This is a genomic window from Rhizobium sp. PAMB 3182 (assembly GCF_052908355.1).
Genome location: NZ_CM128607.1, coordinates 569,799 through 586,029 on the forward strand (window position 1 = coordinate 569,799; position 16,231 = coordinate 586,029).

At 63.2% G+C, this 16,231-nt stretch carries 13 protein-coding genes; 9 read left to right on the forward strand and 4 right to left on the reverse strand.

The window, feature by feature from the left end:
• Window positions 1–7: 7 nt before the first annotated feature.
• A complete protein-coding gene (locus tag ACU5AZ_RS02940; protein ID WP_446824556.1) occupies window positions 8–1,657 on the reverse strand; it encodes an acyl-CoA dehydrogenase family protein in 1,650 nt (549 codons plus the stop codon).
• 147 nt (window positions 1,658–1,804) lie between these two features.
• On the opposite strand from ACU5AZ_RS02940, the gene ACU5AZ_RS02945 reads away from it, so the two are divergent.
• From ACU5AZ_RS02945 to dprA, 4 genes are read left to right on the forward strand one after another with little or no spacing between them, the layout of a single operon-like run.
• The gene (locus ACU5AZ_RS02945) at window positions 1,805–2,746 is read left to right on the forward strand and encodes an aspartate carbamoyltransferase catalytic subunit (RefSeq protein WP_446824557.1); all 942 of its coding nucleotides are present in this window, start codon (window positions 1,805–1,807) and stop codon (window positions 2,744–2,746) included.
• Window positions 2,743–4,032, forward strand: a complete 1,290-nt coding sequence (locus ACU5AZ_RS02950; protein WP_446824558.1) for a dihydroorotase — start codon at window positions 2,743–2,745, stop codon at window positions 4,030–4,032. Before ACU5AZ_RS02945 ends, ACU5AZ_RS02950 begins: the two co-directional genes overlap by 4 nt.
• A gap of 38 nt (window positions 4,033–4,070) precedes the next feature.
• Complete coding sequence (gene plsY, locus ACU5AZ_RS02955) at window positions 4,071–4,670, forward strand: glycerol-3-phosphate 1-O-acyltransferase PlsY (protein WP_446826093.1); 600 nt, start codon at window positions 4,071–4,073, stop codon at window positions 4,668–4,670.
• Window positions 4,671–4,674: 4 nt separating this feature from the next.
• Complete coding sequence (gene dprA, locus ACU5AZ_RS02960) at window positions 4,675–5,829, forward strand: DNA-processing protein DprA (RefSeq protein ID WP_446824559.1); 1,155 nt, start codon at window positions 4,675–4,677, stop codon at window positions 5,827–5,829.
• A 15-nt stretch (window positions 5,830–5,844) separates the two neighbouring features.
• Here dprA and ACU5AZ_RS02965 read toward each other — a convergent pair whose 3' ends face one another.
• Window positions 5,845–6,069, reverse strand: coding sequence for a hypothetical protein (locus ACU5AZ_RS02965; RefSeq protein ID WP_446824560.1), 225 nt, complete (start codon window positions 6,067–6,069; stop codon window positions 5,845–5,847).
• 358 nt (window positions 6,070–6,427) lie between these two features.
• On the opposite strand from ACU5AZ_RS02965, the gene topA reads away from it, so the two are divergent.
• The 5 genes from topA to rpmG all read left to right on the forward strand — a co-directional run bounded on the left by topA (window position 6,428) and on the right by rpmG (window position 13,535).
• A complete protein-coding gene (topA, locus tag ACU5AZ_RS02970) occupies window positions 6,428–9,067 on the forward strand; it encodes a type I DNA topoisomerase (protein ID WP_446826094.1) in 2,640 nt (879 codons plus the stop codon).
• A gap of 28 nt (window positions 9,068–9,095) precedes the next feature.
• Window positions 9,096–11,417, forward strand: a complete 2,322-nt coding sequence (gene rnr / locus ACU5AZ_RS02975) for a ribonuclease R (protein ID WP_446826095.1) — start codon at window positions 9,096–9,098, stop codon at window positions 11,415–11,417.
• 11 nt (window positions 11,418–11,428) lie between these two features.
• On the forward strand, window positions 11,429–11,863 hold the full coding sequence (locus ACU5AZ_RS02980) for a DUF983 domain-containing protein (protein WP_446824561.1): 435 nt from the start codon (window positions 11,429–11,431) through the stop codon (window positions 11,861–11,863).
• A gap of 229 nt (window positions 11,864–12,092) precedes the next feature.
• Complete coding sequence (locus ACU5AZ_RS02985) at window positions 12,093–13,274, forward strand: MFS transporter (protein ID WP_446824562.1); 1,182 nt, start codon at window positions 12,093–12,095, stop codon at window positions 13,272–13,274.
• Between the two features lie 93 nt (window positions 13,275–13,367).
• Entirely contained in the window at window positions 13,368–13,535 is a 168-nt protein-coding gene (rpmG, locus tag ACU5AZ_RS02990) for a 50S ribosomal protein L33 (RefSeq protein ID WP_261930441.1), read from the forward strand.
• Window positions 13,536–14,347: 812 nt separating this feature from the next.
• Here rpmG and ACU5AZ_RS02995 read toward each other — a convergent pair.
• Together ACU5AZ_RS02995 and ACU5AZ_RS03000 are read right to left on the reverse strand one after the other, a co-directional pair.
• The gene (locus tag ACU5AZ_RS02995) at window positions 14,348–15,718 is read right to left on the reverse strand and encodes a PleD family two-component system response regulator (protein WP_446824563.1); all 1,371 of its coding nucleotides are present in this window, start codon (window positions 15,716–15,718) and stop codon (window positions 14,348–14,350) included.
• 33 nt (window positions 15,719–15,751) lie between these two features.
• Entirely contained in the window at window positions 15,752–16,123 is a 372-nt protein-coding gene (locus ACU5AZ_RS03000) for a response regulator (RefSeq protein WP_446824564.1), read from the reverse strand.
• Window positions 16,124–16,231: the final 108 nt, after the last annotated feature.

The following is a 16,231-nucleotide window of genomic DNA, read 5'->3' on the forward strand; positions in this document are numbered from 1 at the left end:
GCCGCCGTCAGCTCGCAGCCGGATAAAGAATGTCGACGAAATAACGGGCGTCGAAGCGGGCGTCGAGCATGCCGTATGTCGTGCGCCAGCCGCCGGCGAGACGCGTTTCCAGGAAGGCGTCGGCAATCTTGCCGGCACCGATCCGGTAGAGTTCCGCGGCAGCGCCGGCAAGCGCCAGCTGTTCGACCAGCATGCGGGCGGCGCCCTCGTCGCGCTGGCAGAGGGCGATGGCGGCGCGCAGCACCTGAACCGTCTTCGGGCCGGACGGGCCGAGATCACGCGACAGGGTCGCAAAGACCTGCTCGAACAGACCCTCGCCCTTTTCCAGCACGCGCAGAACGTCGAGCGCCATGACATTGCCGGAACCTTCCCAGATCGCATTGACCGGGGCCTCGCGGTAGTGGCGGGCGATGTTGCGTTCCTCGATGTAGCCGGAGCCGCCGATGCATTCCATCGCCTCGTAAATGAGCGACGGCGCGATCTTGCAGACCCAGTATTTGGCGACCGGCGTCATGACGCGGGCATAGGCGGACTCTTCCGGATTGTCGCGGGCACGGTCGAAGGCGTCGGCGACGCGGAAGGAGAGCGCAGTGGCGGCCGCGACGTCGAGCGCCATGTCGGCGAGCACGCGCGTCATCAGCGGCTGCGCCACCAGTTCCTTGCCGAACACCTTGCGGCCGCGGCAATGATGGACGGCTTCCGCCAGCGAGGCGCGCATGATGGCGGCCGATGCCAGCGCGCAGTCGAGCCGGGTCAGCGTCACCATGTCGAGAATCGTGCGGATGCCGCCGTCCGGCGTGCCGAGCAGATAGCCGAACGTATCGGTGAACTCGACCTCAGAGGACGCATTCGAACGGTTGCCGATCTTGTCCTTCAGTCGCTGGAACTGCAGGCCGTTGGTCGAACCGTCTTCCAGCAGGCGCGGCACGAGGAAGCAGCCGAGCCCCTGCCCGGTCTGGGCGAGCATGATGAAGGCGTCGCTCATCGGCGCGGACATGAACCACTTGTGGCCGGAGAGCCGATAGATGCCCTCGCTCACCTTTTCGGCGCGGCTGCTGTTGGCGCGGACATCCGTGCCGCCCTGCTTTTCCGTCATGCCCATGCCGATGGTGACGGCGGACTTCTGCTTGGCCGGCTTGTTGGCGGAATCATACTTGCGCGACAGGATCTTCGGTCCCCATTCGCGCTGCACCTGCGGATTGGACATCATCGCGGCGACCGAGGCGCTGGTCATGGTCAGCGGGCAGAGATGGCCGCATTCGAGCTGCGCCGTCAGATAGAAGCGGATGGCGCGCACCTTGTGGGCCATGCCCTTGGCGTCCGGATCGGCGGACGAATCCCAGATCGAGGAATGCAGGCCGGCAGACATGGACCGGCGCATCAGCGCGTGCCAGGCCGGATGGAACTCGACGACGTCCAGCCGCTCACCGCGCGGGCCGTGGGTTCTCAGCTGCGGCGTCCCCTGGTTGGCCATGCGGGCCAGCTCCTGGGCCTCCGGCGAGGTGACATAACGGCCGAGCGCCTCGAAGTCCTCGCGAAGCGACCGGTGCATGGACGACGTCAGGTCAAGAAGCAGCGGATCCGACCGGTAGGCGTTGATGCCGGACCAGGGTTTGGGCTGGTTCAGTTCCTGGAGTTTTTCTTCGGTCCGGTTCATTGGCTTCTTTTCGCTGTTCGTTTTGTCCGGCTTCTATCCGGATTCGTTTCAAATTGCATGGGGATCATCGATATTGATCCGAAAGGCTGCTTGCGGCGGGACCCCGCAGTCATTATAGACCGCCTGACCAAGCAAGGAGGACGTTTTATGGTCTTCTTCCCCCATCGCCATCTCCTCGGCATAAAGGGCCTTTCCCCGCTCGATATCGAACTGCTTCTCGACAAGGCCGACGAGGCCGTCCAGATCAGCCGGCAGCGGGAAAAAAAGACCTCTACCCTCCGCGGCCTGACGCAGATCAATCTCTTCTTCGAGGCGTCCACCCGCACTCAAGCCTCTTTCGAACTGGCAGGCAAGCGCCTTGGCGCAGACGTCATGAACATGTCGGTTGGAAACTCGTCGGTGAAGAAAGGCGAGACGCTGATCGACACGGCGATGACGCTGAACGCCATGCACCCGGACGTGCTGGTGCTGCGCCACTCCTCGGCCGGCGCCGCCGCTCTCCTCGCGCAGAAGGTCTCCTGCTCGGTGGTCAATGCCGGCGACGGCCAGCATGAACATCCGACCCAGGCGCTGCTCGACGCGCTGACGATCCGGCGCGCCAAGGGCAAGCTGTCGCGCATCATCGTGGCGATTTGCGGCGATGTGCTGCATTCGCGCGTCGCCCGCTCCAACATCATCCTGCTGAACCTGATGGGCGCCCGGGTGCGTGTCGTGGCCCCGGCCACGCTGCTGCCGGCCGGCATGGCCGACATGGGCGTCGAGGTCTTCCACGACATGAAGGAAGGCCTGAAGGACGCCGACGTCGTCATGATGCTGCGCCTGCAGCGCGAGCGCATGGCGGGCTCCTTCGTGCCCTCGGTGCGCGAATACTTCCACTTCTACGGCCTCGATGCCGAAAAGCTGAAAGCGGCCAAAGACGACGCGCTTGTCATGCATCCCGGTCCGATGAACCGGGGCGTCGAAATCGCCTCCGAGATCGCCGACGGCCCGCAGAGCGTCATCGAGAGCCAGGTGGAAATGGGGGTCGCTGTCCGCATGGCCGTCATGGAAACCCTTCTTCTGTCTCAAAACCAGGGGCCGCGCGCATGACTTCCGCCCTCGTCCTCAAGAATGTCCGCATCATCGATCCCTCCCGCAATCTCGACGAGACCGGGACCATCATCGTCAAGGACGGCAGGATCGTTGCCGCCGGCGCCGATGCGCAGAACCAGGGCACGCCGGAAGGTGCCGAGGTGCGCGACTGCGGCGGCCTGATCGCCGCCCCCGGCCTCGTCGACGCCCGCGTCTATGTCGGCCAGCCCGGCGCCGAACACCGCGAAACGATCGCGTCCGCCTCGAAGGCGGCGGCGGCCGGCGGCGTCACCAGCTTCATCATGATGCCCGACACCGAGCCGGTGATCGACGACATCGCGCTGGTCGAATTCATCAAGAAGACCGCCCGCGACGAGGCGATCGTCAATATCTATCCGGCAGCGGCGCTGACCAAGCATCTGGACGGCCAGGAGATGACCGAGATCGGCATGCTCAAGGAAGCAGGTGCCGTCGCCTTCACCAATGGCCGGCGGGCGATGCCGGACGCGCAGGTTCTGCGCCGCGCGATGACCTATGCGCGCGAACACGGCGCGGTCATCGCACTCGAGACCCGCGACACCTATCTCGGCGCCAACGGCGTGATGAACGAGGGGCTGCTGGCGAGCTGGCTCGGCCTTTCCGGCATCCCGAAGGAAGCGGAGATCATTCCGCTCGAACGCGACCTGCGGCTGGCAACGCTGACGCGTTCCGCCTATCACGCGGCAAAGATCTCGGTGCCGGAGTCGGCGGACGCCATCCGGGTCGCCCGTTCGCGCGGCGCCAACGTCTCCTGCGGCATTTCGATCAACCACCTGTCGCTCAACGAGAACGACATCGGCGAGTACCGCACCTTCTTCAAGCTGTCGCCGCCGCTGCGCACCGAGGACGACCGGATGGCGATGGTCGCCGCACTGGCCGACGGCACGATCGACCTCATCTGCTCCTCGCACGATCCGCAGGACGTCGACACCAAGCGCCTGCCGTTTGCCGATGCCGCCGACGGCGCCGTCGGTCTGGAGACCATGCTGTCTGCCGCGCTGCGCCTGCACCATTCCGGCCAGGTCGGTCTCTCGCGGCTGATCTCTGCCATGTCGACGCGTCCGGCGGAAATCTTCGGGCTCGACGCCGGCACCTTGAAGCCCGGCGCGAATGCGGACATCATCCTGATCGACGTCGACGAGCCGTGGCTGGTTTCCAAGGACCAGCTGCAGTCGCGCTCAAAGAACACGCCGTTCGAGGACGCGCGCTTCAGCGGCCGCGCCGTCGCCACCTATGTGAAGGGCCGCAAGGTCTTCGAAGTCTAGGCCCATTTAAGGAGGAGCCCGCCTTGGATACTGCATCGATGTCCCCCGGACTTCTGGCGCTCGCCGCGGCACTGGTCGGCGGCTACCTGCTCGGCTCGATCCCGTTCGGCCTGATCCTGACGAAGATGGCCGGCCTCGGCGACGTGCGGAGCATCGGCTCCGGCAATATCGGCGCCACCAACGTGCTGCGCACGGGCAACAAGAAGCTCGCCGCGCTGACCCTGCTGCTCGACGCCTTCAAGGGCACGGCGGCGGTGCTGATGGCATCCGAGCTTTTCGGCCTGCACGGCGCGCTGGCGGCCGGCGTCGGCGCCTTCCTCGGACACCTCTTCCCGGTCTGGCTCGGCTTCAAGGGCGGCAAGGGTGTCGCGACCTATATCGGCATCCTGCTCGGCCTGGCGCCGGTCATGGTGCTGGTTTTTGCCGTCGTCTGGATCTCGATCGCCTATCTCAGCCGCTACTCGTCGCTGTCCGCTCTGGTTGCAACGCTTGTCATTCCGGTTGCATTGTGGATTACTGGACACCCGGAAATATCGCTCGTCATGGCCGTGCTGACGCTGATCAGCTGGTGGAAGCACAAGGCGAATATCGAGCGGCTCATTTCCGGCACCGAGGGGAAAATCGGACAGAAGGGCTAGGTCCATGGAAGAGGTGAGTGCAAGACGCAAGGGCATCGCACTCACCGACAGACAAAGGATCTGCTGGCTACGGCTGATCCGCTCCGACAATGTCGGCCCGGCTACATTCCGCGATCTCATCAATCATTTCGGCACCGCCGAGGCGGCGCTTGCCGCCCTGCCGGAACTTTCATCCCGGGGCGGCTCGACGAGGCCGATGCGCGTCGCGACCGTCGGCGAGGCCGAACGGGAACTCGATGCGCTTCATCGCTTTGGCGGACGGTTCGTCGGCATCGGCGAACCGGAATATCCGCCATCCCTCAGGCACATCGACGGCGCGCCGCCGCTTCTCGCAGTCAAGGGCGACGCCACCACCCTCACCCGGCCGGCTGTCGGCATCGTCGGCTCGCGCAATGCCTCGATCAGCGGCGCGAAGTTCGCCGCCATGATCGCCGGCGAATGCGGCCGCGCCGGATATGCGATCGTCTCAGGGCTTGCCCGCGGCATCGACACGGCGGCCCACCGCGCCAGCCTCTCAACCGGGACCGTCGCGGCCATGGCCGGCGGCCTCGACCAGACCTATCCGCCGGAAAACCAGAGCCTGCTCGATGCCATATGCGACGGCGGCGGTGTGGCGATCACCGAAATGCCCTTCGGCTGGGAACCGCGGGCGCGGGACTTTCCGCGACGCAACCGGTTGATCGCCGGCGTGGCACTCGGCCTGACCGTTATCGAGGCCGCAAGCCGCTCCGGTTCGCTGATCACCGCCCGGCTCGCCGCCGAATTCGGGCGGCTGGTATTTGCCGTTCCCGGCTCGCCGCTCGATCCACGCTGCGAAGGCACCAACGGTCTTTTAAAGAACGGCGCCATCGTCACCACCTCGGCCGAGGATATCCTGGAGGCGCTGGCGCCGATGTCGGACATCGACCTGTTCTCGCCGCCGACCGTCAGCGAACCCTATGGCGACGATGACGACCGGCCGATCGCGCCGCCACCCGATGACAGCGACCGCTCGCGCCTCGTCAACGCGCTGAGCCCGACGCCCGTGGAGATAGATGACGTCATCCGCCATACCGCGCTGCCGGCATCGGCGGTCTACCTCATCCTGCTGGAACAGGATCTGGCGGGGCGCCTGCAGCGGCATGCCGGCGGCATGGTCTCGCTGATCGACGCAGGTTGAATGCGGGCTTGCCGGTCAGCCACCACCGAGGACGATCGAGCGCGGCCGGCGGCCGGACAGAACGTCGCCCGCCTCTTCATAGGCCATCTCGATCAGATAGCAGAGCATGTCGGCGCCCTGCTCGTCGGCGACACGGCGCAATTCGCCGAGCATCTGGCGAATGTAGACGATCCCATCCGCCTCGTGATCGACCGGCTTCGCACTTCCTGGGAGCTTTGCGGTCTTGCGCGTTTCCTGCATGGCAAGAGAGCCTTCTCGGGTCCGTGTCTTTCTGCTTGCATCACCATAAATTGTTTATCTAAAATTGCAAGAAGAACGTATTCTTCCATAGGTTGTATTTCCGTGTATTCGGCGGAATTTGAAGGTTTGCTCTTGACCGAAACGAAATCCCTGTCCATTTCGAGAGGCCGAAATGCGGGAAAATACGCGAAATTCAGCCTGCCAAGCCGGCGGGCATCCTTCAAATGCCGAGGGGCATCCTTCAAAAGAAGGTGTGGGACTGCGTGTGGAGACGATCCGGCACGATTGACATGTCGCATCCGAATGCGGTCGTTTTCACCAGACATGCCGGAACGAGAACGGATACCAGAGTAGTATGATGAATGTTGTAGTGGTGGAGTCGCCTGCCAAGGCCAAAACGATCAACAAGTATCTCGGGCCGGGCTACAAGGTGCTCGCCTCGTTCGGACATGTGCGCGACCTTCCCGCCAAGGACGGCTCGGTGCTGCCGGACCAGGACTTCGAGATGCTGTGGGAGGTCGACAAGGATTCCGCAAAGCGCGTCAAGGACATCGCCGATGCGATGAAGTCCTCCGACGGCCTGTTTCTGGCGACCGACCCGGATCGCGAAGGTGAAGCGATTTCCTGGCATGTGCTGGACCTGCTCAACAAGCGCAAGGTGATCGGCAAGAAGCCGGTCAAGCGCGTCGTCTTCAACGCGATCACCAAGAAGGCGGTGCTCGACGCGATGGAGAACCCGCGCGATATCGACGTCGCACTGGTCGACGCCTATCTCGCCCGCCGCGCTCTCGACTATCTCGTCGGCTTCAACCTGTCGCCGGTGCTCTGGCGCAAGCTGCCGGGCGCCCGCTCGGCCGGCCGGGTGCAGTCGGTGGCGCTGCGCCTCGTCTGCGACCGCGAATCGGAGATCGAGCGCTTCGTCGCCGAAGAATACTGGAACATCTCGGCAGACCTGAAGACGCCGCGCGGCGACGAATTCCAGGCCCGTCTGGTGTCGGCCGACGGCAAGCGGCTCAACCGCAATTCCGTCACCAACGGCGAGCAGGCCGGATCGCTGAAGGCGCTCCTCGAAGGCGCCAGCTTCTCCGCCGACACGGTCGAGGCGAAGCCGGTCCGGCGCAATCCGTCGCCGCCGTTTACCACCTCGACGCTGCAGCAGGCCGCCTCCTCCAAGCTCGGCTTTTCCGCCTCGCGCACCATGCAGGTGGCGCAGAAGCTTTATGAAGGCATCGACATCGGCGGCGAGACCGTCGGCCTGATCACCTATATGCGTACCGACGGCGTGCAGATGGCGCCGGAAGCCATCGACGCCTCCCGCCGCGCGATCGCCGATCAGTTCGGCGAACGCTACCTGCCGGAAAAGGCGCGCTTCTATTCGACCAAGGCGAAGAACGCCCAGGAGGCGCACGAAGCCATTCGTCCGACCGACTTCAACCGCTCGCCCGACAAGGTCCGCCGCCACCTCGACGGCGACCAGCTGAAGCTCTACGACCTGATCTGGAAGCGCGGCATCGCCAGCCAGATGGCGTCCGCCGAAATCGAGCGCACCACGGTGGAAATCTCCGCCAAGGGCGCCGACGGCCGCGTCGCCGGCCTGCGCGCCACGGGCTCGGTCATCCGCTTCGACGGCTTCATCGCCGCCTATACCGACCAGAAGGAAGACGGCGAGCAGTCGGATGACGGCGACGAGGATGGCCGCCTGCCGGAGATCAATGCCGGCGAAAAGCTCGCCAAGGAAAAGATCAATTCCAGCCAGCATTTCACCGAGCCGCCGCCGCGCTACTCGGAAGCCTCGCTGATCAAGAAGATGGAAGAGCTCGGCATCGGCCGCCCGTCGACCTACGCCGCGACGCTCGCCACGCTGCGCGACCGCGACTATGTGACGATCGACAAGCGCAAGCTGATCCCGCAGGCCAAGGGCCGGCTGGTGACGGCGTTCCTGGAGAATTTCTTCAAGCGCTATGTCGAGTACGACTTCACCGCCGATCTCGAGGAAAAGCTCGACCAGGTGTCTGCCGGCGACCTCAACTGGAAGGACGTGCTACGCAATTTCTGGAACGACTTCTTCGCCCAGATCGAAGACACCAAGGAACTGCGCGTCACCGACGTTCTCGACGCGCTCAACGAAGCACTGGCGCCGCTCGTCTTCCCGAAGCGCGAGGACGGCAGCGATCCGCGCGTCTGCCAGGTCTGCGGTACCGGCCAGCTGTCACTGAAGCTCGGCAAGTACGGCGCCTTCGTCGGCTGCTCGAACTATCCGGACTGCAACTACACCCGTCAGCTTTCGACCGAGGGCGGTGCGGATGCGGAAGCGGCCGGCAACGAACCGAAGGCGCTCGGCAAGGATCCGCTGACCGACGAAGAAATCACGCTGCGCTCCGGCCGCTTCGGCCCTTACGTCCAGAGAGGCGACGGCAAGGAAGCCAAGCGCTCCTCGCTGCCCAAGGGCTGGAAGGTCGAGGATATCGACCATGAAAAGGCTCTGGCGCTTCTCAACCTGCCGCGCGACATCGGCAAGCATCCCGAATCCGGCAAGATGATTTCCGCCGGCCTCGGCCGCTACGGACCGTTCGTGCTGCATGATGGCACCTATGCGAACCTCGAAAGCATCGAGGACGTCTTCACCATCGGCCTCAACCGCGCCGTCACCGTCATTGCCGAAAAGCAGGCCAATGCCGGACAGCGCGGCGGGCGGACAGCAGCGGCGGCTCTGAAAGCGCTCGGCGACCATCCGGACGGCGGCGCGATCACGGTGCGTGACGGACGCTACGGCCCCTATGTCAACTGGGGCAAGGTCAACGCGACGCTGCCCAAGGGCAAGGATCCGCAGTCGGTGACCGTCGAGGAAGCCCTGGTGCTGATCGCCGAAAAGGCTGGCAAGGGCGGCGGCGGCAAGAAGGCCCCGGCCAAGAAGCCGGCAGCCGCAAAGAAGACGACCGCTGCGGCGAAAAAGAAGCCGGCAGCCAAGAAACCGGCCGCAAAGGCCAAGAAGAGCTGATCCCGTGAGCAAGAAACCCCGCGCCGACATGCCGAAATCGAACAAGCCGGGGCGCGATCGGACTGCGGCGAGCGGCAAGGAAGACACGATCATTCACGGCGCGGTGCCGCCGCGTGATGTGCTGCTGCGCTTCATCGCCGATTATCCGGACCGGGCTTCGAAGCGGGAAATCGCCAAGGCATTCGGGTTGAAGGGCGAGGCCCGCGTCGAGCTCAAGGACCTGTTGCGGGACCTTGAGGACGAAGGCCTGCTTGAGAAGAAGCGCAAGTCGCTGATGCGGCCGGGCGCCCTTCCCCCGGTCACCGTGCTCGACATCACCACCCGCGACAAGGACGGCGAACTGATCGGCCGCCCGGCGGAGTGGCCTGAGGATGCCGGCGTCGCGCCGGCTGTCTTGATCAAGCAGTCTTCCAATGGTCGCAACAAGGCGCCGGCGGCCGGCCTCAACGACCGCATCCTCGCCAAGATCTTTCCGGCCAAGGATCGCGGCGGCCCGGCCTATACGGCGCGCGTCATCAAGGTCATCGACAAGCGCAAGACGGCAGCCCTCGGGGTGTTTCGCGAAACGCCCGGCGGCGGCGGACGCGTCGACCCCGTCGATCGGCGCGACAACGAGCTGATCATCGACCCGGATTCGGTCGAGAACGCCAAGGACGGCGACCTCGTCGAGGTGGATGTCGTGCGCTCCGCCCGCTATGGCCTGCCGCGCGGCAAGATCATGTCCGTGCTCGGCTCGGTCGCATCCGAAAAGGCGATCTCGATGATCGCCATCCATGCCCACGGCATTCCCTATATCTTCCCGCAGGCGGCTCTTGCCGAAGCCGACAGCGCCAGGCCGGCGACGATGGAAAAGCGCGAGGACTGGCGCGACGTGCCGCTGATCACCATCGATCCGGCGGACGCCAAGGACCATGACGATGCGGTCTATGCCGAAGACGATCCCTCGCCGGACAATCCGGGCGGCGTGATCGTCACGGTCGCGATCGCCGACGTCTCCTGGTATGTCCGCCCTGGCTCGGCGCTGGACCGCGAGGCCTTGAAGCGTGGCAATTCGGTCTACTTCCCCGACCGTGTCGTGCCGATGCTGCCGGAGCGGATTTCCAACGATCTCTGCTCGCTGCGCGAAGGCGAGGACCGGCCGGCGCTTGCCGTACGCATGACCTTCTCCAAGGATGGCCGCAAGGTCAGCCATACTTTCCATCGGATCATGATGAAGAGCGCCGCCAAGCTTGCCTACCAACAGGCACAGGCGGCCATAGACGGCAATCCGGACGACAAGGCCGGACCGCTGCTCGAACCGATCCTGAAGCCGCTGTGGCACGCCTACGAGGTCATGAAGCGCGGACGCGACCGCCGCCAGCCGCTCGACCTCGACCTGCCGGAGCGCAAGATCCTCCTGAAGGAGGACGGTACGGTCGACCGCGTCTTCGTGCCGCCCCGCCTCGACGCCCACAAGCTGATCGAGGAAATGATGATCCAGGCCAACGTCGCCGCGGCCGAAACGCTGGAGAAGAAGCGCCAGGCGCTGATCTACCGCGTCCACGACGCACCTTCGCTCGCCAAGCAGGAGACGCTGCGCGAATTCCTCGGCACGCTCGGCATCTCGCTTGCCAAGGGCGGGCACATGCGGGCGAACTCGTTCAACGGCATCCTGGCGCAGGCCAGCGGCAAGGCGTTCGAGACGATGGTCAGCGAAATGGTGCTGCGCTCGCAGAGCCAGGCGATCTACAGTCCCGAAAACATCGGCCATTTCGGCCTCAACCTGATGAAATACGCGCACTTCACCTCGCCGATCCGCCGCTATGCGGACCTGATCGTGCACCGCGCGCTGGTCGGTTCCCTCGGCTTCGGCCAGGGCGGGATCACCCCGGAAGAGGAAGGCCAGCTCGACGACATCGCCGCGGAAATCTCGACCTTCGAGCGCCGCGCCATGGCGGCCGAGCGCGATACGGTCGACAGGCTGATCGCCCACCACCTTTCCGGCCGTGTCGGCGAGGAGTTCAAGGGACGGGTGCGTGGGGTGACGAAGGCCGGACTTTTTGTCGCGCTTCCGGAGTTTGGTGCCGATGGTTTCGTCCCCATATCTACGCTGGGGATGGATTACTTCATCTACGACGAGGCGCATCAGGCGCTGACCGGCGAGAAGAGCGGGCTTGGATACAGGCTCGGCGACGAGGTCGAGGTGAAGCTGGTCCACGCACAGCCGCTCGCGGGCTCGCTGCAATTCCAAATACTCAGCGAAGGGCGCAAGATGCCGACGGCGACGCGCTCCTTCCACAAGACAACCCGTCGCCGGTCCGGCGGCCCCGGCAAGCGGCCGGGCACCCGCCCGCCACGCGGCAGACGATAGGAGTGACGACAATGACCACGGACAGCGGAGCACAGTCGATGGAATTCGGTGGCGTGGACAAGGCGGAGCGGCCGCTCGGGCAGTCGATCATGCGCGGTTTGCTGAACCGCTGCCCGGCCTGCGGCAGCGGCCGGCTGTTTAAAGCCTTTCTGAAGCCCGTCGACAACTGCGCGGCCTGCGGCGAGGACATCTCCCACCAGCGTGCCGACGACCTGCCGCCCTATCTCGTCATCCTCGTCCTCGGCCACGTCATGGTCGGCGGTTTCATGATGACCGACCTCGTCTTCCAGGTCTCCATGTGGGTGCATCTCGCCATCTGGGTGCCGCTGACGATCATCATCGCGCTGCTCATCATCCAGCCCATCAAGGGCGGCGTCATCGGCCTGCAATGGGCACTCAGGATGCACGGTTTCGGCGGCGAGGCCGACGAGCCGCGGGACATCTGACGAACCTCCCGGAATGTTCGGCAACACTATAACAGCTTGACTTTCGCGCCATTTCTTGGCTGTACATCCCTGACATCGCGGGATGGAAGACCAGACGGGTCGATTGTATCGGACCCATCTGCATCTTTAAGGGGGACATGACCTATGCTGCCGGACCATCGAACGCTTGCCGACCCCGTGCATCGGCGCCTTGCCGCCGGCGACAAACAGGCTGGATGAGGACACCCCGATGACCGAGCAGACCGCGGGGACAGGGTTCCCCGACAAGATACGCTGGCCATCGCTCATTGCCGCAGTTGCGTCGATCACCTCGGTCGGCATTGCCATCGGCCTCGGCCTGCCGCTCTTGAGCATCATCCTGGAAAAGCGCGGCATCCCCTCGACACTGATCGGGCTCAACACGGCCATGGCCGGCCTCGCCTCCATGGCTGCCGCCCCGATCACCACGAAGCTCGCCCACGACTTCGGTGTCGCGCGCATCATGCTGTTTGCCGTCGCGGTCGCCACGATCTCCGGGTTCGGCTTTTACTACGTCGAGAATTTCTGGCTGTGGTTTCCTCTACGGTTCTTCTTCCACGGCGCGATCACGACGCTCTTCATCCTCTCCGAGTTCTGGATCAACGCCGCCTCGCCGCCCACAAAGCGCGGGCTGGTGCTCGGCATATACGCAACGCTGCTGGCACTCGGCTTCGCGATCGGCCCCCTGCTATACTCGCTGCTCGGCAGCGAAGGCATCCTGCCCTTCCTGGTGGCGGGCGGCGCCATCCTGCTGTCGGCGGTGCCGATCTTCATCGCCCGCGCCGAAAGCCCGCGACTCGACGAAAAGCCGGAAATGCATTTCTTCCGCTACATCTTCCTCGTGCCGACGGCCACGGCTGCCGTCTTCGTGTTCGGCGCGGTGGAGGCCGGCGGATTGTCGCTCTTCCCGATCTACGCGACGCGTGCCGGCTTCAGCGAAGCACAAGGGGCGCTGCTGCTGACGATCATGGGAATCGGCAACGTGGTCTTCCAGATCCCGATCGGGCTGCTGTCCGACAAGATTCGCGACAAGCGCAGCTTGCTCTCACTGCTGGCGCTGATCGGCCTCATCGGCGCCATGGCGTTGCCGCTGCTGACCCACAACTGGATTGTGATGGCCGCGGTGCTGCTGTTCTGGGGCGGCAGCGTGTCCGGCCTCTACATGGTGGGACTCAGTCACATGGGCGCGCGACTGCGCGGATCGGACCTGGCGGCGGCGAATGCGGCCTTCATCTTCTGCTACGCGGTCGGTACAGTGGCCGGCCCACAGGTTATCGGCGCATCGATGGATATCGGCGGAAATAGCGGTTTTGCCTGGGCAATCGCGGGATTCTTCGCACTATACGTGGTGCTATCCCTGCTCCGTTTGCTTTTTAGACCAAAACGGACTTGACTTTTCGGCGTCGATTTGTAGTTTCGCGCCAGAATTCGCCGTGGACCCGTACCGGCTGTCCACGGCTTCATTTTTATATAAGGCAGGACTACCATGGCGAAAGCTACCACCATCAAGATCAAGTTGCTGTCGACCGCTGACACGGGCTTTTTCTACGTCACCAAGAAGAACAGCCGTACGTTTACGGACAAGATGACGAAGACCAAGTACGATCCGATCGCCAAGAAGCACGTCGAGTTCAAGGAAACCAAGATCAAGTAATCTGCTTGATCGGTTTTCACCGGGAAAGCGCCACCCTTCAGGCTGGCGCTTTTTTTGTTGCCCGCGGCAAACCCGGCACCGGTTGCTCAATCCTGTACAAGTCCGCAATTGAAAAGACCGCCACCCTTGCGGGCAGCGGTCTTCAATAAGAGGGTCAGCTGGCAATGCGCGGCACGAGGAACCGCTTGTGCATCACCAGCTGACCAGCCCCACGACCCAGGAGATGCGGCGGACCTGAGCATCATGGGGTAACCATCGGCCCTTTGGGGCCCGTGTATATGAGCAACACAATACTAAAATTATTTGATAGATCAATACTCTGAGTATTTTTCAAGTTTCGCGCAAGGCATACGCCAAGCAATCGAAGAATCACTAGTGCATAACCTGTGCACGGCAATTTCCGAGTTTGAAATACGTTTCGGAAGACAAAAACTGATCTTCGATTGAATTGAAACAATAAATCCGAAATTCATGGGCGCGAATGCACATTAAAATCTTCTAAAATTGGAAAATATTCGCACTGAGAGACTCAAGTGGTGAAAATAGACTGAGAAATAGGCATTGATATCCTGAATCCTCCAGCCTTTTTAGAACTATACTAAGCTAGCGCATGCTCCATGCGGCCCGGAAAAATATGCAGATATCCACAGTCTGTGACTGTTTTTTCGGCATCTGCCTTCAGGAATTGCCTGGAACGGCCTTTAGAATCGCCCCGGGCCGATCGTCCGATACGGAATCGCTGCCGAATCCGGACCTGCCAGATGGCGGGAAGACCACCCTCTATTATACTTTGATTGAATGGCTACCGGCCGTCAGGCAGCTTCGACCACACGGTTGCGACCGCTGTTCTTCGCCGTGTACAGCGCCTGGTCGGCGAGCTTGAGGAGCTCTTCCGGACCGGACAGGGCCGGCGTCGTGGTCGAGATGCCGACGGATGCCGTGACGCTGACCTCCTCGTCGCGGCTCCTGATCGTGAAGGGCTTGCTTTCGACCGCAACGCGCAGCCGCTCTGCGACCAGGGCGGCGACCTCGCGCGGTGTATCCGGCATGACGATGACGAACTCCTCGCCACCGTAACGGCAGGCGAGATCGGCGCCACGTACGGCCGAGCGGATGCGCGAGGCGAACTCCTTCAGCACTTCATCGCCGGCATCGTGGCCATAGGTGTCGTTGACCAGCTTGAAGCGGTCGATGTCGGTGATGCAGAGCGACATCGGGCGACCGCGCACGAGCGCGCGGTTGAACAGCACCTTGAGGTGATTGTCGAGATAGCGGCGGTTGCTGAGGCCGGTGAGACCGTCCGTCACCGCCAGTTCGATGCTCTGCGTTACGTTGGCGCGCAGGCGGTCGTTATAGCGCTTGCGGCGGATCTGGGTCAGGCTGCGGGCAACCAGTTCATTGGGATCGACCGGACGGACGATGTAGTCGTTGACGCCGAGTTCCAGCGCCCGGATGATCATCTGCTCGTCGCCCTGCTCCGTGATGATCAGAAGCGGGATCATGCGGGTGCGTTCGAGCGAGCGAAGCTGCGAGCACAGGCGAAGCGGGTCATAGTCGTCGAAGTTGGAATTGACGATGATCAGGTCGAACGTGTTCTCTGCCGCCTCGAACAGTGCCGCCTGCGGATCGGACATGGAATGGACTTCGGCGATCGGCTGCAGATTGCGCACCAATCGTTCCTGCGAGCTGCCACGGCCGTCGACGACCATGATGCGACCCTTGTCCTCCAGCTGACCGTCGCCGGCCCGCAGCACGTCCGCGATGCCCACATGCTGGGCGGTCTCGGCGCGAGCGCGCAGCTCGTCGGTCAGCGTCTTCAGGCGAACGAGGCTTTTGACGCGGGAGATCAGCTGCAGGTCGTTGACGGGCTTGGTCAGGAAGTCGTCGGCCCCGGCCTTCAGGCCGCGCACGCGATCTTCCGGCTGATCCAGCGCCGTGACCATGACGACGGGAATATGCGCAGTCCTGGGATTTGCCTTCAGCCGTTCGCAGACCTCGAAGCCGTTGATGCCGGGCATCATGACGTCCAGAAGGATCACGTCGACATGGGTCCGGTCGCAGATCTCGAGCGCCGTCATCCCGTCTTCGGCAGTCAGAACCTCGAAATATTCCGCGACCAGCCGCGCTTCGAGCAGCTTCACGTTCGCCGGAATATCGTCAACCACCAGAATTCGTGCCGTCATCTTCGCTTTCCAACCCCTATTGTCACGTGACCGTCAAGCGTCGCCGAGATAGGTCTTGATCGTTTCGAGAAATCTCGGAACGGAAATTGGTTTTGAGATATATGCTTCACAGCCACCCTGACGGATGCGCTCCTCATCGCCCTTCATGGCGAAGGCGGTGACCGCAATCACCGGAATCACATGCAGCTCGTCATCCTCCTTCAGCCACTTCGTGACTTCAAGCCCCGAAACTTCCGGAAGCTGGATGTCCATGAGAATGAGGTCCGGCCGGTGTTCACGAGCAAGATCAAGGGCTTCCATGCCATTGCGTGTCTGAATCGTCTGGTAGCCGGAAGCTTCAATCAGATCCTTGAAGAGCTTCATATTGAGCTCGTTGTCTTCTACGATCATTACCTTCTTCGGCATTCCAAGCTTCCTTTGCCCCTGTCGGGAGGTACCGCGAACAATTTGCAGCTCACCGCGCTGTTTTCCGGCTCCTGAATTTGCAATGGTAGTTTGATTTGGTTGAGAAAT

Excerpts from the sequence above, each read along its gene's own strand:
- ACU5AZ_RS02940 (WP_446824556.1), bottom strand. The coding sequence starts at position 1,657 with ATGAACCGGACCGAAGAAAAACTCCAGGAACTGAACCAGCCCAAACCC.
- ACU5AZ_RS02945 (WP_446824557.1), top strand. The coding sequence starts at position 1,805 with ATGGTCTTCTTCCCCCATCGCCATCTCCTCGGCATAAAGGGCCTTTCC.
- ACU5AZ_RS02950 (WP_446824558.1), top strand. The coding sequence starts at position 2,743 with ATGACTTCCGCCCTCGTCCTCAAGAATGTCCGCATCATCGATCCCTCC.
- plsY (WP_446826093.1), top strand. The coding sequence starts at position 4,071 with ATGTCCCCCGGACTTCTGGCGCTCGCCGCGGCACTGGTCGGCGGCTAC.
- dprA (WP_446824559.1), top strand. The coding sequence starts at position 4,675 with ATGGAAGAGGTGAGTGCAAGACGCAAGGGCATCGCACTCACCGACAGA.
- ACU5AZ_RS02965 (WP_446824560.1), bottom strand. The coding sequence starts at position 6,069 with ATGCAGGAAACGCGCAAGACCGCAAAGCTCCCAGGAAGTGCGAAGCCG.
- topA (WP_446826094.1), top strand. The coding sequence starts at position 6,428 with ATGAATGTTGTAGTGGTGGAGTCGCCTGCCAAGGCCAAAACGATCAAC.
- rnr (WP_446826095.1), top strand. The coding sequence starts at position 9,096 with ATGCCGAAATCGAACAAGCCGGGGCGCGATCGGACTGCGGCGAGCGGC.
- ACU5AZ_RS02980 (WP_446824561.1), top strand. The coding sequence starts at position 11,429 with ATGACCACGGACAGCGGAGCACAGTCGATGGAATTCGGTGGCGTGGAC.
- ACU5AZ_RS02985 (WP_446824562.1), top strand. The coding sequence starts at position 12,093 with ATGACCGAGCAGACCGCGGGGACAGGGTTCCCCGACAAGATACGCTGG.
- rpmG (WP_261930441.1), top strand. The coding sequence starts at position 13,368 with ATGGCGAAAGCTACCACCATCAAGATCAAGTTGCTGTCGACCGCTGAC.
- ACU5AZ_RS02995 (WP_446824563.1), bottom strand. The coding sequence starts at position 15,718 with ATGACGGCACGAATTCTGGTGGTTGACGATATTCCGGCGAACGTGAAG.
- ACU5AZ_RS03000 (WP_446824564.1), bottom strand. The coding sequence starts at position 16,123 with ATGCCGAAGAAGGTAATGATCGTAGAAGACAACGAGCTCAATATGAAG.